24 protein-coding genes are annotated in these 23,057 nt (G+C 68.8%); 11 read left to right on the top strand and 13 right to left on the bottom strand.

Annotated features, from left to right (window positions below):
- Positions 1–149: 149 nt before the first annotated feature.
- From OK015_RS05755 to OK015_RS05765, 3 genes are read left to right on the top strand one after another with little or no spacing between them, the layout of a single operon-like run.
- Complete coding sequence (locus tag OK015_RS05755) at positions 150–1,907, top strand: hypothetical protein (RefSeq protein WP_268129923.1); 1,758 nt, start codon at positions 150–152, stop codon at positions 1,905–1,907.
- A 5-nt stretch (positions 1,908–1,912) separates the two neighbouring features.
- Positions 1,913–2,584, top strand: coding sequence for a glycosyltransferase family 2 protein (locus tag OK015_RS05760; protein WP_442791267.1), 672 nt, complete (start codon positions 1,913–1,915; stop codon positions 2,582–2,584).
- Positions 2,581–3,243, top strand: a complete 663-nt coding sequence (locus OK015_RS05765) for a TIGR04282 family arsenosugar biosynthesis glycosyltransferase (RefSeq protein ID WP_268129924.1) — start codon at positions 2,581–2,583, stop codon at positions 3,241–3,243. The genes OK015_RS05760 and OK015_RS05765 overlap by 4 nt, the downstream gene beginning before the upstream one ends.
- 74 nt (positions 3,244–3,317) lie before the next feature.
- Here OK015_RS05765 and OK015_RS05770 read toward each other — a convergent pair whose 3' ends face one another.
- From OK015_RS05770 to OK015_RS05820, 11 genes are all read right to left on the bottom strand, one after another.
- Positions 3,318–4,571 carry an APC family permease gene (locus OK015_RS05770; protein ID WP_268129925.1) on the bottom strand — a complete coding sequence of 418 codons (1,254 nt, stop codon included), beginning with the start codon at positions 4,569–4,571 and terminating at the stop codon, positions 3,318–3,320.
- Between the two features lie 6 nt (positions 4,572–4,577).
- The gene (locus tag OK015_RS05775) at positions 4,578–5,936 is read right to left on the bottom strand and encodes a hypothetical protein (RefSeq protein ID WP_268129926.1); all 1,359 of its coding nucleotides are present in this window, start codon (positions 5,934–5,936) and stop codon (positions 4,578–4,580) included.
- An 11-nt stretch (positions 5,937–5,947) separates the two neighbouring features.
- Entirely contained in the window at positions 5,948–7,024 is a 1,077-nt protein-coding gene (gene menE / locus OK015_RS05780) for an o-succinylbenzoate--CoA ligase (RefSeq protein WP_442791268.1), read from the bottom strand.
- A 68-nt stretch (positions 7,025–7,092) separates the two neighbouring features.
- Positions 7,093–7,419, bottom strand: a complete 327-nt coding sequence (locus OK015_RS05785; RefSeq protein ID WP_268129930.1) for a DUF3349 domain-containing protein — start codon at positions 7,417–7,419, stop codon at positions 7,093–7,095.
- A 52-nt stretch (positions 7,420–7,471) separates the two neighbouring features.
- Positions 7,472–7,762, bottom strand: coding sequence for a hypothetical protein (locus OK015_RS05790; RefSeq protein ID WP_268129931.1), 291 nt, complete (start codon positions 7,760–7,762; stop codon positions 7,472–7,474).
- Positions 7,762–8,979, bottom strand: coding sequence for an anion permease (locus OK015_RS05795; RefSeq protein WP_442791210.1), 1,218 nt, complete (start codon positions 8,977–8,979; stop codon positions 7,762–7,764). The genes OK015_RS05790 and OK015_RS05795 overlap by 1 nt, the downstream gene beginning before the upstream one ends.
- A 97-nt stretch (positions 8,980–9,076) precedes the next feature.
- Complete coding sequence (locus OK015_RS05800) at positions 9,077–9,484, bottom strand: VOC family protein (protein WP_268129932.1); 408 nt, start codon at positions 9,482–9,484, stop codon at positions 9,077–9,079.
- 55 nt (positions 9,485–9,539) lie between these two features.
- Entirely contained in the window at positions 9,540–10,436 is an 897-nt protein-coding gene (locus OK015_RS05805) for an SDR family oxidoreductase (RefSeq protein ID WP_268129934.1), read from the bottom strand.
- A 111-nt stretch (positions 10,437–10,547) separates the two neighbouring features.
- Positions 10,548–11,450 carry a 1,4-dihydroxy-2-naphthoyl-CoA synthase gene (locus OK015_RS05810; RefSeq protein WP_268129935.1) on the bottom strand — a complete coding sequence of 301 codons (903 nt, stop codon included), beginning with the start codon at positions 11,448–11,450 and terminating at the stop codon, positions 10,548–10,550.
- Between the two features lie 13 nt (positions 11,451–11,463).
- Positions 11,464–11,919: a nitroreductase family deazaflavin-dependent oxidoreductase gene (locus OK015_RS05815; RefSeq protein ID WP_268129937.1), complete on the bottom strand. Its 456-nt coding sequence runs from the start codon at positions 11,917–11,919 to the stop codon at positions 11,464–11,466.
- A gap of 11 nt (positions 11,920–11,930) precedes the next feature.
- Entirely contained in the window at positions 11,931–12,851 is a 921-nt protein-coding gene (locus OK015_RS05820; RefSeq protein ID WP_268129938.1) for an aldo/keto reductase, read from the bottom strand.
- An 80-nt stretch (positions 12,852–12,931) separates the two neighbouring features.
- Here OK015_RS05820 and OK015_RS05825 point away from each other — a divergent pair, with 80 nt between their 5' ends.
- On the top strand, positions 12,932–13,474 hold the full coding sequence (locus OK015_RS05825) for a TetR/AcrR family transcriptional regulator (RefSeq protein ID WP_268129939.1): 543 nt from the start codon (positions 12,932–12,934) through the stop codon (positions 13,472–13,474).
- Positions 13,475–13,492: 18 nt separating this feature from the next.
- Here OK015_RS05825 and OK015_RS05830 read toward each other — a convergent pair whose 3' ends face one another.
- Complete coding sequence (locus tag OK015_RS05830) at positions 13,493–13,978, bottom strand: MarR family winged helix-turn-helix transcriptional regulator (RefSeq protein WP_268129940.1); 486 nt, start codon at positions 13,976–13,978, stop codon at positions 13,493–13,495.
- Between the two features lie 96 nt (positions 13,979–14,074).
- Here OK015_RS05830 and OK015_RS05835 point away from each other — a divergent pair, with 96 nt between their 5' ends.
- Positions 14,075–14,698 (top strand): NADPH-dependent F420 reductase, encoded by a 624-nt coding sequence (locus tag OK015_RS05835; protein ID WP_268129941.1) that lies wholly within the window; start codon positions 14,075–14,077, stop codon positions 14,696–14,698.
- A gap of 96 nt (positions 14,699–14,794) precedes the next feature.
- Entirely contained in the window at positions 14,795–15,682 is an 888-nt protein-coding gene (locus OK015_RS05840; protein WP_268129942.1) for a TIGR03619 family F420-dependent LLM class oxidoreductase, read from the top strand.
- Positions 15,683–15,761: 79 nt separating this feature from the next.
- Here the strand turns inward: OK015_RS05840 and fadD8 are convergent, their stop codons facing one another.
- Positions 15,762–17,363 carry a fatty-acid--CoA ligase FadD8 gene (gene fadD8 / locus OK015_RS05845; RefSeq protein WP_268129943.1) on the bottom strand — a complete coding sequence of 534 codons (1,602 nt, stop codon included), beginning with the start codon at positions 17,361–17,363 and terminating at the stop codon, positions 15,762–15,764.
- A gap of 77 nt (positions 17,364–17,440) precedes the next feature.
- On the opposite strand from fadD8, the gene OK015_RS05850 reads away from it, so the two are divergent.
- The 5 genes from OK015_RS05850 (at position 17,441) to OK015_RS05870 (ending at position 23,020) form a co-directional block, all read left to right on the top strand.
- Positions 17,441–19,045, top strand: a complete 1,605-nt coding sequence (locus tag OK015_RS05850; RefSeq protein ID WP_268129944.1) for an amidohydrolase — start codon at positions 17,441–17,443, stop codon at positions 19,043–19,045.
- A gap of 62 nt (positions 19,046–19,107) precedes the next feature.
- Entirely contained in the window at positions 19,108–20,022 is a 915-nt protein-coding gene (locus OK015_RS05855) for an o-succinylbenzoate synthase (RefSeq protein ID WP_268132475.1), read from the top strand.
- Positions 20,019–20,801, top strand: a complete 783-nt coding sequence (locus OK015_RS05860) for an alpha/beta fold hydrolase (RefSeq protein WP_268129945.1) — start codon at positions 20,019–20,021, stop codon at positions 20,799–20,801. Before OK015_RS05855 ends, OK015_RS05860 begins: the two co-directional genes overlap by 4 nt.
- Before the next feature lie 48 nt (positions 20,802–20,849).
- Positions 20,850–22,499, top strand: a complete 1,650-nt coding sequence (menD, locus tag OK015_RS05865; RefSeq protein WP_268129946.1) for a 2-succinyl-5-enolpyruvyl-6-hydroxy-3-cyclohexene-1-carboxylic-acid synthase — start codon at positions 20,850–20,852, stop codon at positions 22,497–22,499.
- Positions 22,496–23,020 (top strand): DUF3592 domain-containing protein, encoded by a 525-nt coding sequence (locus OK015_RS05870; RefSeq protein ID WP_268129947.1) that lies wholly within the window; start codon positions 22,496–22,498, stop codon positions 23,018–23,020. The genes menD and OK015_RS05870 overlap by 4 nt, the downstream gene beginning before the upstream one ends.
- The last annotated feature ends 37 nt before the right edge of the window (positions 23,021–23,057 follow it).

Consider the following 23,057-nt stretch of genomic DNA (forward strand, 5'->3'; position numbering starts at 1 on the left):
CGGGAGTGCGTCCCCGGTCTGGGAACGCGGTTACGCTGCGCCTGTAAGGCGAACGGGGTCGCCCGAATGATTGTTACTGCCGACGGTACCGAAGTGTAATGATGCCGGGAGATGCTGGTTCTGGGGTGGCCAGCCGAAGGAGAGCAGGGATGGACGTCGTTTTGGGGGTCGCGGTCACCGGCCCCGTCGCCCGCCTGGCGCTCGTCGGAGCGGGTGCGGGCGGTAGTGACGTGATCGACCAATCCGTCGTCGACCTGGCTAACAACCCGATCGCACAACTGACGGAGACCGTGGTCGGTACGAATCGGCTCCTGGCGAACGAGAACCACCGGCTGGTCGGGACCCGGCTGTGCTGGACCGACCATTCCGGTGCCGACCGGCTGCGTCAGGCGCTGGAGGACTCCGGTGTCCACAACGTCGCGGTGCTGTCGCAGTCGCAGGCGGTGACGGCCCTGATGCGTGCCGCGGGCCGATCCGGCGGGGTACTGGTGGTCGACGACAACACGGCGACGCTGTCGGTGCTGGGCTCGGCCGAAGTTGACCAGGACGCGCCGCCCACCATGTTGGCCAGCGAGTTCCTGGGCGGCGACGCCACCGGCACGTTGGACACGATGATGGCCCAGCTCGGCGAGCACCCGGACGCCACGGACGACGTGTATCTGGTGGACGCCTCGTCCGATCCGACCGAGGTCGCCGACCAGCTTCGCGACGCGACGATGCGGGTGCAGATTCCCGAAGACCCCACCTTCGCGCTGGCCCGCGGGGCCGCGATCGCGGCCGCACCACTGATCGGGGATGCCACTGCGATGGCCCCGGCGGTCGGGCTCACCGGCGATGCCACGGCGATGGCGCCGGCCGCCGGGCTCACCGGCGACGCGACCGCGTTGGCTCCGGCCGGATTCGGCGATCCCGATGCGGCCGACCAGCAGCTGGCGTACTCGCTGGCCGACGACGACGGCGACCTGCTTCCGGGCGAGGTCGACGAATTCGACGACTACTACGACGACGATCCCGACGCCGAGACCGGCCCGCTGAAACTCAGCAGACGGTCGTTGCTGATCGGCAATGCCGTGATCGCGTTCGCGGTGGTCGGCGTGGCGTCGCTGGCCGTTGCGGTGGTCGTCGCCGTGCGGCCCACCGCCAGCCAGGAACCGGTGGTGGGACACCAGAACGCCGCCCCGGGCAAGTTCATGCCGCTGTTGCCGACCCAGCAGCAGGCGCCGGTACCCCCGCCGCCGCCCGAAGCGCCCAACGCGGGATACCAGGGCGGCATCATCCCGGCCCCGGCGGTCCAGCCGGCGCCGGTGCCCGGCGCCGGCCCGGCACCCGTTCCGGGTGCGCCGGTCGAGCCGGTTGTTCCCGGTCTGGTGCCGAACCCCAATGGGCCGATTCCGATCCCGATCCCCTTGCCGATCATCGTTCCGTACCCGGGCTGGCGACCGCAGCCACCGCCTTGGTATCCGCCGTATACGCCGCCGACGTACACGACGCCGACCACGCCGACCACGACTGCGCCGACGACCACTCCGCCGACGACACCGACAACCCCGACCACCACCCCGTCCGCGCCGCCGACGACCACGCCGTACACGCCGCCGACGACGACGGTTGCCCCCACCACGACGGTTGCCCCCACCACGACGGTCGCCCCCACGACGACGGTTGCTCCCACCACGGTCGCGCCGACGACGGTCGCCCCCACCACGGTCGCGCCGACGACAGTGGCACCGACGACGGTTGCACCGACCAAACAGCCCACCCAGCAACAGCCCACCCAGCAACAGACGGTGGCGCCGAAGCCGCCCACGCAGCAGCCGACCGTCGCGCCGAAGCCTCAGCAGCCCGTGGCCCCCAGGGCGCCGTCCGGGGGCGGTGGTGGTGGTGGCCACTCTTCGTCGGGGAACTGATCGCCCTGGGGTCGACAGGGAAGCCCGACGATCTGGTCACGGTGGTGCTGCCGTGTCTGAACGAGGAAGAGTCGCTGCCGGCGGTGCTGGCGGCCATTCCGGCCGGCTATCGAGCCCTGGTGGTGGACAACAACAGCACCGATGACACCGCCGGCGTCGCCGCTCGGCACGGCGCTGATGTCGTCGCCGAACCGCGGCCCGGATACGGGGCGGCGGTGCACGCCGGTGTGGTCGCCGCGACGACTCCGATCGTGGCGGTCATCGACGCCGACGGTTCGATGGATGCCGGCGACCTGCCGCGGCTGGTCGCCGCGCTCGGGCAGGATGCGGATCTGGTGATCGGCCGGCGCCGGCCAGTCGCGGGGCTGCACTGGCCGTGGGTCGCGCGGGTGGGCACCGTCGTGATGAGCTGGCGGCTGCGCACTCGCCACGGCCTGCCGGTTCACGACATCGCGCCGATGCGGGTCGCCCGCCGGGAAGCGCTGCTGGGTCTCGGCATCGTCGATCGGCGGTCGGGGTATCCGCTGGAACTGCTGGTGCGCGCCGCCGCCGCGGGCTGGCGCGTGGTCGAGTTCGACGTCAGCTACGGTCCCCGCACCGGGGGCAAGTCCAAGGTCAGCGGTTCGCTGCGGGGCAGCGTGACCGCGATCCTGGACTTCTGGAAAGTGATCTCGTGATGAACCTGCCGGTGACGCTGCTGGTGGTCGCCAAAGCGCCGGAGCCCGGCCGGGCCAAGACGCGGCTCGCCGCCACGGTCGGCGATCGGCTCGCGGCCGAGATCGCCGCCGCGGCCTTGCTGGACACCCTCGATGCGGTGGCGGCCGCCCCGGTGGCCTCGCGGGTCGTGGCGTTGACCGGCGAGCTGAATGCGGCCGCCGGTGCGATGCAGATCCGCCAGCGGCTCGCGTCGTTCACCGTGATCGAGCAACGGGGCGACGGCTTCGCGGACCGGCTCGTCAATGCCCACGCCGACGCGGCCGAGGGCTTTCCGGTGCTGCAAATCGGCATGGACACTCCGCAGGTGACCGCCGACCTGCTGGCCGACTGCGCGGGCCGGCTATTGCTGGCGCCGGCCGTACTCGGGCCGGCCGTCGACGGTGGCTGGTGGATATTCGGCGTGCAGCACCCGGCGATGGCTCAATGCCTGCGGACCGTGCCGATGTCTCAACCCGGCACCGGGAAACTGACCTGGAAAGCGCTGCACGACAACGGTATTGACGCTGTCTCGGTAGCGCGGCTGAGCGACTTCGACGTCGTCGACGACGTCGCCGCGGTGCGAGCGGCCTGCGGGCCCGACAGCCGCTTCGCGCGCGTCACCCGCGCGGCGGGACTGTAGCCGTCGTCGAGTGTGCGCCCAGGGTGACCCGCACGCACACTCTGCGTCGTCGTCGCACACTCGATGCGCGAAGCTCAGGCGCGGCGGCGCAGCACCGCGGCGCGCCCGGCGATCCCGACGGCGAACACCGCCAGCCCCGCGACCGCCGACTCCCACGGCAAGGTGGCGACCAGCAGCAGGCACCCGGCCAGGCCGACGACATTGCACACGCGCCGTGCCACAGCAGAAGCGGGCAACGTGATGGCAGCGGCGTTGGCGATCGCGTAGTAGATCAGCACTCCGAACGACGAAAAGCCGATCACCCCACGCAAATCGACGGCGCTCACCAGGACGCAGACCACCACGCCGATCGCGATCTCGGCATGGTGGGGCACCCGGTGAACCGGGTGAACAGCCGCAAGCCAGCCCGGCAGATCCCGATGCCGGGCCATCGCCAGCACGGTGCGCCCGAGCCCGGCGACCAGGGCCAGCAGTGCACCAAGGCTGGCCAGCACGGCCCCGACGGCGATCACCGGGACCAGTGCCGGAGCGCCGGCGGCGCGGACCGCCTCGGCCAGTGGCGCAGCGGCACTCGCGAGGCGGTCGGGTCCCGCCGCCAACAGCGCGGAAGCCCCGACAACCAGATAGATCACCACGGCGATCGCCAGGGCAACGGTGATCGCCCGGCGGATGGTGCGGGCGGGGTCGCGGACCTCTTCGCCCATCGTCGCGATCCGCGCATACCCGGCGAACGCGAAAAACAGCAGTCCCGCCGACTGCAGCACCCCGTAGCCGGAGCCGGTGAACCAGCCGCCGCTCAGATGCGACGGGTTCGGCTTGCTCACCGCGATGCCGATCACCACGGTCGCCAATGCGATCATGGTGCACATCAACAGAATTCGGGCCAGTACCGCGGTCTTGGTGACTCCGCGGTAGTTGAACGCGGTCAGCAGGACCACGGCAGCGACCCCGACGACCCGCTGCACCCACACCTCCGCCGCGGGAACAGCGTAGGCAGCGACGGTGAGGGCCATTGCCGCACACGACGCGGTCTTGCCGATCACGAATCCCCACCCGGCGACGAAGCCCCACCACGGTCCGAGGCGAACACGGCCGTAGATATACGTTCCGCCCGACGTCGGATACACCGCGGCCAGTTGCGCGGACGAGGTGGCGTTGCAGTAAGCGATCGCCGCGGCCAGCCCCAGCCCGATCAGCAGGCCCGCGCCGGCCGCCCGGGCGGCCGGGCCGAACGCGGAGAACACCCCGGCGCCGATCATCGAACCCAACCCAATGACGACCGCGTCGGTCGTCGTGAGCCGGCGCGCAAGCTCGGGTTGGTCCTCCATGTCCACCTACCAGTGGGTGACCATGACCGTGTTGACCAGCAACGCGCCGGCGGCGTTGACCCCCAGCCACAGCCGGTGCGACCGCACCGGCAGCAGCGCGGGTGCGGCGGTTAGCCAGATCGTGAACGGTAGCCAGATCCGTTCCACCTCGGCCTTACTCAGCATGCTTAGGTCGGCGCAGGCGATCGCGGCCAGCATGGCCAACAAGGGCAACTGGAACCCCGAGCGGCGGCGGACGGCGGCGACGTCGAACGCCCTGGTGATTCCCGCAACGCTGCCCAACCCGATCGCGCACACCACACACGCCAGGTTGGCCCACCACCAATACTGGAATGGCCGGTAATTGGCGATCGCGTTACCCTGCCAATAGCGTTGCTGCACAAGCGTATAGCCATCGAACCAGCAGAATCCGGCGGCGGCGAAGATCACGGCCATCGCTATCGCGGTCACAGCGGCGGGGCCCAGTGCCCGTAGCGCCGCGGAGGCGCCGGTGGCCGAAATCAACACCGCCGCGGCGGGAAGGCCCAGCAACAGCAGACCGTAGCTCAGAAAGACGCCCCAGCCGAGCAGCAGCCCGGCGGCGGCCGCGATCAGCGTGGGAAACCGAACCCGGCCGTGCACCGCCACGGCCAACAGGGCGATACCCCACGCGGCGACGCCGGCGAAGTAGCCGTCGGCCGAGACGGCCACCCAGATCGCCGTCGGCGCTATCGCGACGAACGGGGCGGCCAGCCGCGCGGTGCGCTCGTCGGACAACGCGCGGATGGCGATCACCATGGCCGCCGCCGCGCTGGAGCCGACCAGCAGGCACAGCAGGCCCGCCCACGCGCCGCCGTGCAGGCCGAGCCGGTCCAGCCAGACGAAAGTCAACAGCGCGCCCGGCGGATGCCCCGAAACGTGGGTGACCCAGGAGTTGGGCTGGTAGTCGAGAATCCGGCCGGAAAACGTACGCACCGCCGCTGGGATATCGGTGATGCCGGGCACCTGGGTCACGTATTCGTCCCGGGTGGTCAACCGGCCCGCGAACCCGCGCTGCCAACCGTCGATCATCGCCAGCGCGAACGCCCACCCGCAGGCCACAAACCAGGTGCACAGCGTCAAGGTCAGCCACGAAAGACGTTGCGCTACAACAGGTCCCCACGCCACAGCGGCGACGGCGAGCAGAATCGCCGGCCCCGTTCCCCAGCTGGCGTGGATCTCCCAGGTGCCGAACAACGGGGCCGCTTGTTCGTGTGTGGCAAATCGCTGCGGTCCGATGTCGAGGCGCGGCCTGATTCCCCAATCGAGCGACGGCAACACGACCGCGGCCGCCACCAGGACAGCGCCGGCCGCAACGGCCGCCATCTCCCGGCGTGCGATGTTCACGGTCGACCAGCCTATTGACCGGCGGCGAATCGGCGTACCAACGCGCTCCGGTCGACCTTGCCGATGCCGCGGCGCGGCAGCGCATCGACGATGTGCAGCTCGCGTGGCGCGGCGGTGCCGTCCAGCGTCTGGGCCACGTGTGTCCGCAGCGCGTCCAGCGTCGGCGCCCCGAAACCGTCACGCACCACGATCGCCGTGACCACCCGCTGCCCCAATCGGTCGTCGGTGAGTCCGAATACCGCGCAGTCGCCGATGGCGGGGTGGGTGCACAACGCGGCCTCCACCCGCTGTGGCAGCACCGTCAGCCCGCCGGTGCTGATCGCGTCGTCGGCGCGGCCCAGCACGGTCAGCACGCCGGACTCGTCGATGGTGCCCAGGTCGTCGGTGCGGAACCAGCCCGATTCGGCGAACGGGTCGGGGTCAACCGGATTGCGATAGCCCTTGGCCAGCGTCGGGCCGCCGATCTCGATGCGGCCATCGGCCCGCACCCGCAACCGCACACCGTCCAGCGCGACACCGTCGTAGACGCAACCCCCCGCGGTCTCGCTCATGCCGTAGGTACGGACCACGGCGATCCCGGCGGCCGCCGCGGCGTGCAGCACCGGCCGTGGAGCCGGCCCACCGCCGAGTAGTACAGCGTCCAATTCGGCCAGTGCGGCCGCGGCCGCCGGATCGGTGAGCGCCTTGGCCAGTTGAGCCGCGACCAGCGCCGTGTATTGTCGGCCGGCCCCTAATCTGCTTACCGCGCCGGGCAATTCGGCGACGTCGAATCCGGACGAGACGTCTAGCTCGACGGGCTCGGAACCGGCGAGCACGCTGCGCACCAGCACCTGGATTCCGGCGATATGATGCGGCGGCAAGGCCAGCAGCCAACGGCCCGGTCCGCCGAGGCGGTGATGCGTTGCGGCCGCACTGGCGGCCAGTGCCGCGGCGGTGAGCAAAGCGCCCTTGGGCGCTCCGGTGGTTCCCGATGTCGTCGCAACCAAAGCCACGTCGTCGTCGATGGTTTCGCCGACGCGCAAGGCGTCCAGATCGGCGTCGCAACCCGGTTGCGCCGCAACGAAGGCCGCATCACGACCAGCCAGCACCCGTTCCAGGGCGGGCAGCATCGTTGCCGCGGCGGAACCGGGCGTGAGGCGCAGCGCTCGTAGAACAGCTATCCGTGGGCCCCATTACCGGGCTGTCCGTCGCGCTCGTCGTCGTGCGGATCGTCGAGGGGCCAGCCTTGGGCGGCCAACCGGTCACGCACCCGCTCGATGTCCGTTTCGGACGGCAGCTCATCGGTGAGCTTGCTGATCAGCACGCCGATGTCGATCTTGTCGAAGTCCCCGCGCTCCATCAGCGCATTGGCGACGAGCTTCACCTCGTCGTTGGACAATCGGTTGGCCAGCAGGGCCAGCAGGGCGAAGGTGTCGGTCGGCGGGATGCCTTCCGGATAACCCGCACGCAACCACGAGACAACCGAGGTGAGGAATCGGTTCACTTAAATCAACTCCGCCCGGGGGCTCGGTAGTTCGGTGGACGACGATTCGATGCTACTTAAGCTTGGCCCCCAGGAACGGATACCCAGTGTGATGCGCAATGAAATCGCGCGCGATGAACAGCACACCGATGACGATCACGGCGACAACCAGCCCGTAGATCACCCAGGCGAGGCCGGATAGCACCGGATTCTTCTCGCCGCCGCTGGCGGTATCTCCCGCGCCCACCGCTTGCAGCCGGATCCCGACGGCGAACAGCCCCGGCAGGAAAGCGCCGGCCAGCATGCTGAAAAGCAGGATCTTCAGGGTGGCCTCGTAGTTGAACCACTCGCTCAGTTGACTCATCAGAGGTTCCCCACGCTCACGTCGTCGGAGCCGGACGAGGCGCCTACTTTGGCGCTTCCGCTGGGCGGCTTATCGGAGTCGTCGAGACCGGCGGTCAGGTCGCCTTCCCACTCGGCGTTGACGTTGTTGTGGTCGACCTTGTTCTTGCGCGACCGCACATAGATCACGGCAGAGACGGCGACCAGCAGGCCGAAGCCGACGACGGCGCCGGGGTATCCGCCGATGAAGTGGACGATCCAGTAGGTGACCGCCCCGACCAGTCCGGCCAACGGCAGCGTCACCAGCCATGCCACCGCCATGCGGCCGGCCACACCCCAGCGCACCTCGCCGCCGGGCTTACCCAGCCCGCTGCCCATCACCGAGCCGGTGCAGACCTGGGTGGTCGACAGTGCGTAGCCGAAGTGAGCTGACAGCAAAATGACTGCGGCCGAGGATGATTCGGCAGCCATGCCTTGCGGCGACGTGATTTCGACGAGTCCCTTGCCCAGGGTGCGAATGATCCGCCAGCCGCCGAGGTAGGTGCCCGTGGCCATCGCCAGGGCGCAGGCCACGATGACCCACAGCGGCGGGACCGCGGCGCTCTTGCTGACCGAGCCGTAGGACATCAGCGCCAGGAAGATGATGCCCATCGTCTTCTGCGCGTCGTTGGTGCCGTGCGCCAGCGAGACCAGCGACGCCGAGCCGATCTGGCCGCGCCGGAACCCGGCTTCGGTGCGCTCCTGCTGCAGGCCGCGGGTGATCCGGAAGACCGCCCAGGTCGCGACGGCGCCGACGAAGAGGGCCAGGAACACCGACACGATGGCCGGGATGATCGCCTTGGACATCACGCCTGACCAGATCACCCCATGCGCGCCGACGGCCGCGATCGTGGCACCGACGATGCCCCCGATCAGGGCGTGCGAGGAACTGGAGGGGATGCCGAGGAGCCAGGTCAGCAGGTTCCAGACGACGCCGCCGACCAGCCCGGCGAACACCAGCTCCAGCGACACGATGCTGGAATCGATGAGGCCCTTGGCGATCGTTGCCGCGACCGTGGTCGACAAGAAGGCGCCCAACAGGTTGAGCGCAGCGGAGAGCGCGACGGCTGTTTTGGGCTTCAGCGCGCCGCTGGCTATGGAGGTCGCCATGGCGTTCGCGGTGTCGTGGAAGCCGTTGGTGAAATCGAAAGCCAATGCCGTTACTACGACAATGATCAAGAGGAACAGTTGTATGTCCACAGCGCCTGATTCTGATGGTTGGGGAATTAAATTGTCGAATGCTCGCGGAACGTAATCGCAGGTATATCTCGACTAGTCGCCAGATGTTACCTGTCAGTTAACCGGACGTTCCCTGCTGTTCACCTCGGGTGTCGCGGCGTAAGGGGTGGTCTCCGGGGACCTCGACGAAGATCAGCGTGATGCCATCCGGATCGGTCACCTGCATCTCTTTCAAGCCCCACGGTTCGCGACGCGCCTCGCGGGCAATCGGCACTCCGCGGCCCGTCAGTTCGGCCTGGGTTGCCTCGATGTCGCGGACCTGCAGCCACAGCGCACCGGGGAAGGGCCCCCGGGAATCGTCGGTGTCGCTCCAGCCGGCCAGTTCCAGCAAAGACTGGCCCGCGAAAAAGACTGTGCCCGCGCCATAGTCGCGGTAGATGGCCAGGCCGATTTCGTCGCGGTAGAACGCTAGCGACCGCTGATAGTCAGCCGGCCGAAGCAGCATCCGGCTGAACAGGATCTCCATAGCTCGTGTCTATCACGTTGGTCTCGGGTCGCCCCGCCCGAGGCGACGGCCCGGCTCAGCTGCCGGGTTCGCGGCTGGGTTGGAGGTTCTGGCGCTGCATGATCGTGTTCACCACGCGCGGGCCGACGATGTCCAGCGCCCTGGCGGCGATCGCCATCCGCGGCGCGATCCGCACCGGCCGGGTGCGGGCCGCGGTAACCATCCATTCGGCGGCTTCCTCGGGTGTCAGCGCGGGCAATCCGTCATAGGCCTTGGTGGGAGCGATCATCGGGGTGGCCACCAGCGGGTAGTAGAGCAGCGTCGAGTGCACGCCCAGTGGCCCCCACTCGGTTTCGGCGATGCGGCTCGCCGCCGACAGGGCGGCCTTCGACGCGTTGTAGACGGCGAACAGCGGCGCGGCTTCCGACAACACTCCCCAGGTGGAGACGTTGATGATGTGGCCGTCGCCGCGCTGCAGCATTCCCGGCGCGAGCCCGCGCATCAGCCGCAGCGGCGCGTAGTAGTTGAGCACCATGGTCCGATCGACGTCGTGCCAGCGCTGCAGCGACTCGGCCAGCGGCCGGCGGATGGACCGGCCGGCATTGTTGATCAAGATGTCGACCCCGTCGAGGCGGTTTTCGACCTCGGCGACCAGGGCGTCCACGGCGTCCATGTCCGAGACGTCGCACGCGATCGACAGGGCCGTTCCGCCCGCCGACGTGATCCGGTCCGCCAGCGCGTCGAGACGTTCTTGGCGGCGGGCGACGACCACCACGGTGGCGCCGCGGCCGGCCAACTGTTCGGCCGCGGCCTCGCCGATTCCCGAGGATGCCCCGGTCAGCAGGATCCGCTTCCCCTCCAGGTCGATCGGCTTGATGGCGGGCCGGTTGACGAGCACTTGCGGCGAGATGGGCGGCCGCATGCTGGCCAGCACGATCTGGTCGGCGAACCGGCGAAGCGGACTCTTGCTCACAGGCCCGAAGTCTAGTTTCGCGAGCCTGTAACCCTGCAGCCCGCTACTCGAACTTCCGCCGCAGCTTTACAGTCTCGATGGGCTCGGCCCCGGAAGTCGATGGGCGCGGCCCTAGAAATAGCGCGGGAAGGGGCTCCAGTCCGGGGCGCGCTTTTCCAGGAACGCGTCGCGGCCCTCGACGGCCTCGTCGGTCATGTAGGCCAGCCGGGTGGCCTCACCGGCGAACAGTTGCTGGCCCACCAGGCCGTCGTCGAGCAGGTTGAACGCGAACTTCAGCATTCGTTGCGCCTGCGGGGATTTGGCGTTGATCTCGGCCGCCCACTGGATGCCGGTGCGTTCGAGGTCGACGTGATCGACGACCTCGTTGACCGCGCCCATGTGGTGCATCTGCTCCGCGGTGTAGGGCCGGCCCAGGAAGAAGACCTCCCGGGCAAACTTCTGGCCGACCTGACGGGCCAGATACGCGCTGCCGTAGCCGCCGTCGAAGCTGCCGACGTCGGCGTCGGTCTGCTTGAAGCGGGCGTGCTCGCGGCTGGCCAGGGTCAGATCGCAGACCACGTGCAGGCTGTGGCCGCCGCCGGCGGCCCACCCGTTGACCAGGCAGATGACCACTTTCGGCATGAAGCGGATGAGCCGCTGCACCTCGAGGATGTGCAGTCGGCCGGCGCGGGCGGCGTCGACGGTGTCCGCAGTCTCGCCGGAGGCGTATTGATACCCCGAGCGCCCGCGGATGCGCTGATCACCGCCTGAGCAAAACGCCCAGCCGCCGTCTTTCGGCGACGGGCCATTGCCGGTCAGCAACACCACGCCGACGTCGGGAGACATGCGGGCGTGATCGAGCACCCGGTACAGCTCGTCGACGGTGTGCGGCCGGAACGCGTTACGCACCTCGGGCCGGTTGAATGCCACCCGCACCGTGGCGTCGTCCGCGTGCCGGTGATACGTGATGTCAGTCAGGTCGTCGAAACCGTCGACGGGCCGCCACGCCTGCGGATCAAATGGGTTGTCGCTCAAGGCTGTTCAGCTCCTATGCGGGGTCCAGGCGGAAGACCGCGCAGCGGCCCGCCAGACTCTCGAACTCGTCGGGACTGCCCTCGGTGACGAGTCCAGACCGCTTCATGAATCCCACACCCGTGGGCACCTCTGTCGGGAACAGCCGCAGAATCGGTCGCGCATCGGCGGCGGACAACTCGACCATCCGCACCCGCTGGGTGTGGCGGCCGCGGGCCACGGTCGCCTGTTCGGCGGCCCGTACGTTGGCCACCCAGTCGGCGCCGGGAAATCCCGCGACGACGTACTGCTTGCCGTCGACAGTCATCGGCGTCACCGGGGTCGAGCGCTCGCGTCCCGATTTACGTCCGTGCACGGTCAGCACGACGGGGCTTTCGCCGCCGAAACTCATTCCCAGCCGCGACATCTGGATGAAGAGCTTGTTCGCCGGCTTCAGCCACCAGGGCGGCTTGATCGGTTTGCCACTTGCCATAGGCAGCGACGTTACCTCTGAAAGGGCTCGGCACCGCGGGGCCGGGGCTCCGTAGTACCGACGGCGTCCAGCCGGGCCAGAGCCTCGGCGTCCAGCGCGACGTGCCCGGCGCCGATGTTTTCTTCGAGGTGCGCGATCGACCGGGTGCCGGGAATCAGCAACGCGTTGGTCGCATGCGCCAACACCCAGGCCAGTCCGACCTGGGAGGCGGTGACGCCGAGTGTGCCGGCGATGTCGACCACCACTGCGTTGTCGGCGACCTTGGGGAAGCCCGGGAAGGCCGACCCCAGCGGGAAGTAGGGCACCCAGGCGATGCCCTCGGCGGCGCAGAAGCCGAGCGTGTTCTCTTGGGCGCGGTCAAGCAGGCTGTAGGCGTTCTGGACGCAGGCGATGCCCGCCGGCGCCGCGCGCCGCACCACGTCGAGCGGCACGGCGCTGACGCCGATCGCGCCGATCTTGCCCTCGTCACGCAGCGCGATCATCTCCGCCAGTTGGTCGTCGAGGTCGACGATTTGGTCGCCCTCGGCAGCCAAACCCGGACCGAGGTCCAGGCGCCGCAGATTCACCACGGGGATGTGCTCGAGGCCGAGTTGGCGTAGATCGTCTTCGACCGCGGCGCGGAGTTCGGCGGGCTTCTGGGCGGCGGCCAGCGGTATCGGTTCTTCGCCGGTGTATCGCGCACCGACCTTGCTGACGATGACCAGCTCGTCCGGGTAGGGGGCCAGCGCGTCGCGGATGCGGCGGTTCACCTCGCCGGGGCCATAGAACGACGCGGTGTCGATGTGGTTGACGCCGAGCTCGATGGCGCGCCGCAGCACGGCCGCCGCATCCTCGGGCGTGGCCTCGAACAGTTGCATGGCGCCGTAGCCGACCCGGGCAACTGTCGCGGTACCGAGGCCGCCGGTACCGCCGGTCCGTGGTGCGTCCGTCATGGTGCTCCCTTGTGCCAGACTGGAAAAATGCGGAGGACCCTCCGCTTCCGTCAGCCTAACAAAACCGGAGGAGCCTCCGCTTGGCCGAACGCTCGGACGCGCGCCGCAACCGCGAACGGCTGCTGGAGGCGGCTACCGCGGCATTCGCCACGGCGCAAGGGCGGCCGGTATCGCTCGAGTCGATCGCCCGCGACGCTGGTGTCGGCATCGGCACGCTCTACCGCCATTTTCCGAACCGCGAGACCCTGGTCGAGGCGATCTACCGGGCTGAGCTCGCCGAAGTGGCGGCGGCAGCTGAGGAGTTAATCGGGCGGCATCCGCCGGCGACCGCGCTGCGGCACTGGATGGACCGCTATGCCGACTTCGTCGCGGCCAAGCGCGGGATGGCGGAGTCCTTGCACGCGATCTTCGACTCCGGCGCGATGGAGCCCAGTCAAACTCGCCACAGCATCGTCGGAGCAGTCGAGAGACTGTTGCGGGCCGGTGCCGACGACGCGACCCTGCGAGCCGACGTGCAGGCCGACGACGTGGTGTCCAGCCTGATCGGCATCTTTCTGGCCAGCGGTTCGCCGGAGCAGACGGGCCGCATGCTCGACCTGCTGGTCGCCGGCATTGCGCGATAAGCCCAAGCCAACGCCCGGCTATGCGGGCTCGTCCTCAGCGGGGGAGTCGTCGTCTTTGGTGGCCAGGTGGCGTAGGACTCGTTCGTTGAGGGCGGCGAGCATATCCAGCTCAGCCGGGGTGAGCAGGTTGATGAAGTTCCGGCGGACGTCCTCCACGTGCCGCGGCGCCGCCTTTTCAATGGCGGCGCGGCCAGCCGGCAGCAGACAGACCATGGTGCTGCGGGCGTCGTCGGGGTTGGGCTCGCGACAGATCAGCCCGTCGCTCTGCATGCGCCGCACCTGGTGCGAGACACGGCTCTTCTCCCAGCCCAATGTGTTGCACAGGTCGCGCGCGGGCATGCGGTCCCCTTCGTGCTCCGACAGCACCGCCAGGACCTGGTAGTCGGCCCCCGACAGGCCCGACTCCTGCAGGCCCCGGTTCAGGTGCACGGCGAGCTGATGATTCGCGTGCTGGAAGGCCCGCCAGGCGCGGTCTTCGTCGGGGCTCAGCCAGTTCGGTTCCATCAGCCCCATGCTATCCGATTGGTTGACGCATCAACAAACCTCCTTTAAGGTTGAGCTGTCAACCTTTTTGGATCGTCAGTTAGGACGGGACAACTCATGAGCAGCATCAGCATCATCGGCACCGGGAACATGGCCCGCGCCATCGGCGCGCTGGCAGTAACGGGCGGCAACTCCGTCGAGGTCATCGGCCGCGATCAGTCCAAGGCCGCCGACCTGGCCAAGGCTCTCGGCGGAAGTGCCACGACAGGAGAGTTCGGCGCCGTTCCGGCCGGGGACATCGTCATCGTGGCCCTGCTTTACGCCAACGTCGTTCCGGTGGTCGCGCAGTATGGAGATGCCCTCGCGGGCAAGGTGATCGTCGACATCAGCAACCCCTTCAACTCCGCGGCCGACGGGCTGGCCATCGCCGATGACACCTCGATCGCGCAGGAGGTTGCGAAGGCGGCCCCGGCCAGCGCCAGCGTGGTGAAGGCCTTCAACACCATCTTCGGTGTCGTCCTGGCCCAAGGCCGGCCGCTCGACGTCTTCATCGCCGGCGACGACGCGCCTGTCAAGGCGGGTGTGGCGGAGTTCATCAAGAGCCTTGGGCTGCGCCCGTTGGACGTCGGCGGCTTGAACATGGCGCACTGGCTGGAAGGAACGGGCCTGGTCATGATGGGCCTTGCCCGACACGGGGTGGGGAACTTCGACTTCGCCCTCGGCGTCACGGTTCCCGGTTGAGCCGCACCGCCCGGGTTCCAGGCCGTTAACGAACAGGGACGCCGTGGGCATTAGCAATAGTTGATGGATCACCTAAAAATAGGGAGGACTCTCGCCATGAAGCTTGGTTTCGCGCTTCCCATAGTCGGGCCGGCTATCAGCAGCGCCGCTGGTCTGAGTGAGTTCTGCCGAGGACTCGAAGACCTCGGCTACGACACGGTGTGGGTCGGCGATCGCCTGGTTACGCCAGTTGACATGCACAGCGTCTACCCGGGCAAAGAGCAGCCGTACCCGCCGCAGATGACCCGCTACCTCGATCCGGTCTTGCTGTGGACGGTCGCCGCGACGGCGACCAGCCGGATGCGGCTCAACGCCAGCACGCTCAGCACGTTCTACTACGAGCCGGTTCACCTGGCGCGGCTGCTGACCACGCTCGACGTGCTCAGCGACGGCCGCCTTGACGTGGGCGTGGGAATCGGATGGATGAAGGACGAACACGACATCGCTCGCGGCGCGGACTGGCACCGGCGCGGGCAGATGCTCGACGACGTGCTGGCGTTCCTGCACGAGTGGTGGACGACCACTCCGGTGTCGTGGGACAGCGAGTTCTTCTCGCTACCGCCGGTCCACGCCGATCTGCGCCCGGCCCAGGCTGGCGGTCCGCCCATCTGGATCGGCGGTGCCAGTGCGGCCGCGATGCGCCGGGTCGGCCGCAGCGGCACCGGCTGGCTCGGGGTCGAGGGGCTGCAGGACGAGGTCACCGACCACTTGTGGTCGGTTGCGCGTCGTGCGGCTCAGGACACAGGCCGCGATCCTGACGCGCTGAAGACGGCCATGCGGATCAACCTCGAAACAGGCACGTCCGTTGACTCGGTTGCCGGCAGGCTCGAGCGCCTCGCCGCGGCCGGTGCTGATGAGGCGATCGTGGATGCCTTCGCAATGTTCCCCACCCTTGACCAGATGCTTGACTTCGCCGGCCAGGTAATCGCCCGCTTCGCGCGATAAGCCCCAGCCAACGCCCGGCTAGGCGGGCGCTGGGCCGCGAGTTCCCGGCTAGCCGGGAACTCGGCGGTGGTGAAGAAAACTAGCCGACGGAGCGGGCGGCGCCTTCCCAGAACTGCGCCCGGACGGCTTTCTTGTCCGGTTTGCCCAGCCCGGTCAGCGGCAGTGAGTCCGCGAGGACCACGCGCTTGGGTGACTGGACCGAGCCCTTGCGGTCCTTGACCGCGGCCTGGATCTCGGCGGTCATGGCCTCGATGGCGGCATCGTCGCGGGGTGCGTCGGCGCGCAGCACCACCACCGCGGTGACGGCCTCGCCCCACTTGTCGTCCGGGGTGCCGACCACGCACACCTGGGCGACGGCCGCGTGCTCGGCGATGACGTCCTCGACCTCGCGCGGGAAGACGTTGAAACCACCGGTGACGATCATGTCCTTGACCCGGTCGACGATGAAGTAAAAGCCGTCCTCGTCTTCGCGCGCCATATCGCCGGTGTGCAGCCAGCCGTCCTTGAACGTCTCCGCGGTCGCTTCCGGCAGGTTCCAGTACCCGCCCGCCAAGAGCGGCCCGCTGACGCAGATTTCGCCGGGTTCGCCCTGGGGGACCGGCTTGCCGTCCTCGCCGAGCAGCGCCACCCGCGCGAACAGCGTCGGGCGTCCACAGGAGGTGAGCCGCTTTTCGTCATGCTCGCCCTTGGCCAGGTAGGTGATCACCATCGGCGCCTCGGACTGTCCGTAGTACTGGGCGAAGATCGGGCCGAATCGCCGGATCGCCTCAGCCAGCCGGACCGGGTTCATCGCCGACGCGCCGTAATAGACGGTCTCCAGCGACGACAGGTCTCGGGTGTGCGAATCCGGGTGATCCATCAGCGCGTACAGCATCGACGGCACCAGCATGGTGGCCGTGATCTTCTGCTCCTCGATGGTTTTCAGCACCTCGGCCGGATCGAACTTGCTCAGCACGACCATCTCGCCGCCCTTCACCACGGTCGGGGTGAAAAATGCGGCGCCGGCGTGCGACAGCGGCGTGCACATCAAGAACCGCGGACTTTCCGGCCACTCCCATTCGGAGAGCTGAATCTGCGTCATCGTGGCGATGTTCCCGGTGGTGCCCAGCACGCCCTTCGGCTTGCCGGTAGTGCCGCCGGTATAGGCCATACCGCCGATGTGGTCCGGCGCCAGCTCGGCAACCACCAGCGGCTTGGGTTCGTACTTGGCCGCCTCGGCCGACAGGTCCACGGCCACCCCGTCGAGGGCCTGGGGAACCGGGCCGATAGTCAGAATCTGCTTGAGCGAGTCGACCTTTTCCAGCAGTCCCAGCGCGCGTTCGACGAACGCCGGGTTGGGATCGACGATCAGCGAGCTGGCACCGCAGTCGGACAGCACATAGGCGTGGTCGTCCAGCGAGCCGAGCGGATGCAGGGCCGTGCGCCGATAGCCCTGGGTCTGGCTGGCGCCGAGAATCATCAGCACCTCGGGGCGGTTCAGCGCCAATAGCCCGACGGTGACGCCGGTGCCGGCGCCGAGCGCCTCGAACGCCTGGGTGTACTGGCTGATTCGCTCGGCCAGTTGTCCTCCGGTCAGCGTGGTGTCGCCGAGGAATAGCACCGGCCGGTTTTTGTGGCGCTTGAGCGCGCCCACCAGCAGATGGCCGTTGTGGGTCGGATGGCGCAACAGATCGTCACTCATTGGGTCAGACTAGAACGTGTTGCAATTCCGGTCAGCAAGACCCTGACACACCGCGACCATCACTAGGCTCTGGGCTCATGGCCGCCGCAGATGTCGTCATCACCGGAACCGTGTTAACCGTCGACGACGCGCGGCCCACCGCCGAGGCGCTCGCCATCGCCGACGGCCGTATCGTCGCCGTCGGCAGCCGCGCTGACGTCGCCGATTTCATCGGCCCGGACACCCAAACCATCGACGTCGGCGACGGGTGCGTGATGCCGGGATTCATCGAGGCACACGGCCATCCGCTGATGGAGGCCGTCGCGCTGTCGGACCGGATCGTGGATATCCGCCCCGTCACCCTCCCGAGTCCCGACGACGTCGTCGCGGCGATCCGTCGCGAGGTTGCGCGACGCGGAACGGCGGGCGCCTACCTGAACGGCTGGGACGCGCTGCTGCAGTCGGGCCTGCCCGAGCCGACGCTGGCCTGGCTCGACGACATCGCGCCGGACGGCCCGCTGGTGATCATCCACAACTCCGGGCACAAGGCCTTCTTCAACTCGCACGCCGCGCAACTCAACGGCCTGACCCGCGACACCCCGGACCCTAAGGGCGCCAAGTACGGCCGCGACGCCGACGGGGAGCTCGACGGGACTGCCGAGGAAATTGCCGCGGTGTTCCCGCTGCTCGGCGGCGCCGTCTCGGCCGACAGCTACCCGGCGATGCTGCTCGCCGAGTGCGACCGGCTCAACCGGGCCGGATTGACCACCTGTTCGGAGATGGCGTTCGACCCGAACTTCGGGCCGCTGGTCGCCCAGTTGCACAGCCAGCTCACCGTCCGGTTGCGCACCTACGAGGTCTCCAACCCGCAGATGTCCACGGCCGCCACGCCCGGCCAGGGCGACGACATACTGCGTCAGGTCGGCATCAAAATCTGGGTGGACGGGTCGCCCTGGATCGGCAATATCGCGTTGTCGTTTCCCTACCTGGACACCGAGGCCACCCGGTCGATCGGCATCCCGCCCGGCTCGTGTGGATGCGCCAACTACACCGCCGAGCAACTGCGCGAGATCGTCGCCGCCTACTACCCGCTGGGCTGGCAGATGGCCTGCCACGTGCAGGGCGACGCCGGCGTCGACACCATCCTCGACGTCTACGAAGAGGCGCTGCGCCGCAATCCGCGCGACGACCACCGGCTGCGGCTCGAGCACGTCGGCGCCATCCGGCCCGAGCAACTGCGCAGGGCCGCCGACCTCGGGGTCACCTGCAGCATCTTCGTCGACCAGATCCACTACTGGGGCGACGTCATCGTCGACGGGCTGTTCGGCGAGGAGCGCGGATCCCGATGGATGCCGGCAGGATCCGCGGTGGCCACCGGGATGCGCATTTCGTTGCACAACGACCCGCCGGTGACGCCGGAGGAGCCGCTGCGCAATATCAGCGTGGCCGTGACCCGGACGGCGCCGAGCGGCCGGGTGCTGGCACCCGAGGAGCGGCTGACCGTCGATCAGGCGATCCGGGCCCAGACCATCGACGCCGCCTGGCAATTGTTCGCCGACGACGTCATCGGCTCGCTCGAGGTCGGCAAGTACGCGGACCTGGTGGTGCTGTCCGCCGATCCCCGCACGGTGCCGCCCGAGCAGATCGCCGACCTCGACGTGCGCGCGACGTATCTGGCGGGCCGCCAGGTCTACCCGCGGTGACTCACCCTTTTCTGCCGGAGCTGCGGGACCTTTTGGAGCGCCTGCATGTGGTGGCGCTCCCGATGCGCGTGCGGTTTCGCGGCATCACCACCCGCGAGGTCGCGCTGATCGAGGGCCCCGCGGGGTGGGGCGAATTCGGGGCCTTCATCGAATACGGGCCCGCGGAGGCGTCGGCGTGGCTGGCGTCGGGCATCGAGGGCGCCTACCGGGAGCCGCCGCCGGTGCGCCGCGAGCGCATCCCGATCAACGCCACCGTGCCCGCCGTGCCCGCCGTCCAGGTGAGCGAGGTGCTGGCCCGTTTTCCCGGCGCCCGGACGGCCAAGGTGAAGGTCGCCGAACCTGGACAGGCGCTGACCGACGACATCGCCCGGGTCAATGCGGTGCGCGCACTGATTCCGACGGTGCGGGTGGACGCCAACGGCGGCTGGACCGTCGAACAGGCGGTGCAGGCCGCGGCCGTGCTGACCGCCTACGGCCCGCTGGAATACCTCGAACAGCCTTGCGCCACCGTCGACGAACTGGCCGAGCTGCGACGGCGGATCGACGTGCCGATCGCGGCCGACGAAAGCATCCGCAAGGCCGGCGACCCGTTGGCCGTGGTCCGCGCCGGCGCCGCCGACATCGCGGTGCTGAAAGTCGCTCCGCTGGGCGGGGTTTCGGCCCTGCTGAACATCGCCGCGCAAATCGACGTCCCGATCGTCGTCTCCAGCGCGCTCGACTCGGCGGTGGGCATCGCGGCCGGGCTGACCGCCGCGGCGGCGCTACCGGAACTGCGGCATGCCTGCGGGCTCGGCACCGGTGGACTGTTCCTCGAAGACGTGGTCGCCGGTGTGCCCGTCGACGGAGCTCTGGCCGTCGGGCCCGTCACGCCCGATCCCGCGCGGTTGCGGGAGCTGCAGGCACCGCCCGCGCGCCGGCAGTGGTGGATCGACCGGGTCAAGGCCTGCTATCCGTTCCTTGTACCGTCGTTCGAGTGATCAACCTGGCTTACGACGACCGCGGCAGCGGTGAGCCCGTGGTCTTCATCGCCGGCAGTGGCGGACCCGGGCGCACCTGGCTACCGCATCAGGTTCCGGCGTTTACGGCTGCGGGATATCGCGTCATCACCTTCGACAATCGCGGCATCGGTGCCACGGAGAGCGCCGAAGGGTTCACCACGCAAACGATGGTCGACGACACCGCGGCCCTGATCGAATCCCTGGGCGCCGCCCCGGCGCGCATTGTCGGGGTGTCGATGGGCGCCTACATCGCGCAGGAACTCATGGTGGTGCGCCCCGAGCTGGTGCGGGCCGCGGTGCTGATGGCCACCCGCGGCCGCCTGGACCGAGCTCGACAGGGTTTTCACGACGGCGAGTCCCAGCTCTACGCGTCGAACACCGAGCTGCCGCCCGCGTACGAAGCGAAAGTGCGTGTGCTCGAAAACTTTTCGCGCAAGACGATCAACGACGACGTGCTCGTCGCCGACTGGATCACAATGTTTCGGACCTGGCCGGTCAAACGCACCCCCGGGCTGCGCACTCAGCTGAGTGTGTCGCCGCAGACCAACCGTCTCGCGGCGTATCGCGGCATTGCCACCCCGGTGCTGGTGATGGGCTTCGCCGACGACGTGATCACGCCGCCCCACCTCGGGCGCGAGGTTGCCGACGCCTTGCCCAACGGCCGCTACGTGCAGATACCCGACGCCGGCCATCTCGGGTTCCTGGAGCGACCGGACGCGGTCAACAGCGTGGCGCTGAAGTTCTTCTCCGAGGTGTGAGTTCTCCACGCTCGCCGCGCGGTGAGCGGGCTGTGACACCCTGTAAGGGTGAATCCTTCGACGACCCAGGCTCGCGTCGTCGTTGACGAGCTGATCCGCGGTGGCGTCCGCGACGTGGTGTTATGCCCCGGCTCGCGAAACGCCCCGCTGGCGTTCGCATTGCAGGACGCCGATCGGTCCGGCCGGATCCGGTTGCACGTACGCATCGACGAACGCACCGCCGGCTATCTGGCCATCGGCCTGGCGATCGCCGCCGGCGCGCCGGTGTGTATCGCGATGACCTCGGGCACCGCGGTGGCCAACCTCGGCCCGGCGGTCGTCGAGGCGAATTACGCACGGGTGCCGCTGATCGTGCTGTCGGCCAATCGGCCCTACGAATTGCTGGGCACCGGGGCCAACCAGACCATGGAGCAGCTTGGCTACTTTGGCACCCAGGTGCGCGCCACCATCAGCCTGGGTCTGGCCGAGGACGCGCCGGAGCGGCTGGACTCGCTGAACGCGACCTGGCGGTCGGCCACCTGCCGGGTACTGGCGGCTGCCACGGGTTCTCGCACCGCCAACGCCGGGCCCGTGCAGTTCGACATCCCGCTGCGCGAGCCCCTGGTGCCGGATCCGGCACCGCACAGCGCGGTGCTGCCGCAGGGCCGCCCCGCCGGCTTGCCGTGGACCTACATGCCGCCGGTCACCTTCGACCAGCCGCTGGACATCGACCTGACGCCCGACACCGTCGTCATCGCCGGCCACGGCGCCGGCGTGCAGCCCACCCTCGCGCAGCTGCCGACGGTCGCCGAACCGACCGCCCCGGCCGCGGCCAATCCGCTGCACCCGCTGGCGCTGAGCCTGTTGCGCCCGAAGCAGGTGATCATGCTCGGCCGCCCGACCCTGCATCGCCCGGTGTCGGCACTGCTGGCCGACCCCCAAGTGCCGGTGTACGCATTGACCACCGGACCGCGCTGGCCGGACGTGTCGGGCAATTCGCAGGCAACCGGGACCCGGGCGGTCACGGCCGGGACGCCCAGTCAGGCGTGGCTGGATCGGTGCGCGGAGGTGAACCGGCACGCGGTCGCGGCGGTCCGGGACCAGCTTGCCGCGCACCCGTTGACCACCGGCCTGCACGTGGCCGCGGCCGTGGCGGATGCGCTGCGGTCGGGAGACCAGCTCGTGCTCGGGGCCTCCAACCCGGTCCGCGACGCCGCCCTGGTGGGCCTGTCCACCGACGGCATCCGGGTCCGGTCCAATCGCGGCGTCGCCGGCATCGACGGCACGGTGTCCACCGCGATCGGGGCGGCACTGGCCCACGAACGCAGCGGCGTCGGGGACAACCCGGCCCGCACCGTCGCGCTGATCGGCGACCTGACGTTCGTCCACGACAGCTCCGGGCTGCTGATCGGTCCCACCGAACCGACGCCGCGGGCCCTGACCATCGTGGTGTCCAACGACAATGGCGGCGGCATCTTCGAATTGCTCGAGCAGGGCGACCCGAGGTTCTCCGACGTGTCCGCGCGGATCTTCGGCACGCCGCACGATGTGGACGTCGGCGCATTGTGCCGCGCATATCATGTCGAAAGCCGCCAGATCGAGGTCGACGAGTTGGACGCGGTGCTCAACGAATCCGGCGCAGGCATGCGGGTGTTGGAGGTCAAGGCGGACCGGTCCTCGCTGCGAGGGCTCCATGCCGCCATCAAGGCCGCGCTGTGAAGTCGCTAAAAACATTGCTGCGCATTTTGATCCAAGGCCGAAACGATGAACCGCCGACCACCCCGGCGCGAATTGCGCTGCGGCTGAGCCGGATCGCCGTGTTGATCATCGCTTGTCTGGTCACGCTGCAGTCGGTGCTGCTGGTGGCCGGCGCCTGGCGAAACGACCTTGCGATTCGGCACAACATGGGTGTCGCGCAGGCGGAGGTGCTCAGCGCGGGCCCGCGCCGGTCCACCATCGAATTCGTCACACCCGAGCGAGTCACCTACCGACCCGAGCTCGGCGTGCTGTATCCGTCCGAATTAGCCACGGGTATGCGGATATACGTCGAATACAACAAAAATGACCCGAACTTGGTACGGGTACAGCACCGCAACGCGGGGCTGGCGATAATCCCGGCGGGGTCGATCGCGGTCGTCAGCTGGCTGGTCGCGATGGTTGTGCTGGTAGGCCTGGCGCTGCTCGACAAGCGATTGGACCGCCGCGATGCGGCCGAAAATGTGGACAGCAAAGCTGCATAACGCGTTAAGCAGCAGATTTCGCGCCCCGTATGCCCGT

Source organism: Mycobacterium sp. Aquia_216 (genome assembly GCF_026723865.1).
Classification (GTDB): domain Bacteria; phylum Actinomycetota; class Actinomycetes; order Mycobacteriales; family Mycobacteriaceae; genus Mycobacterium.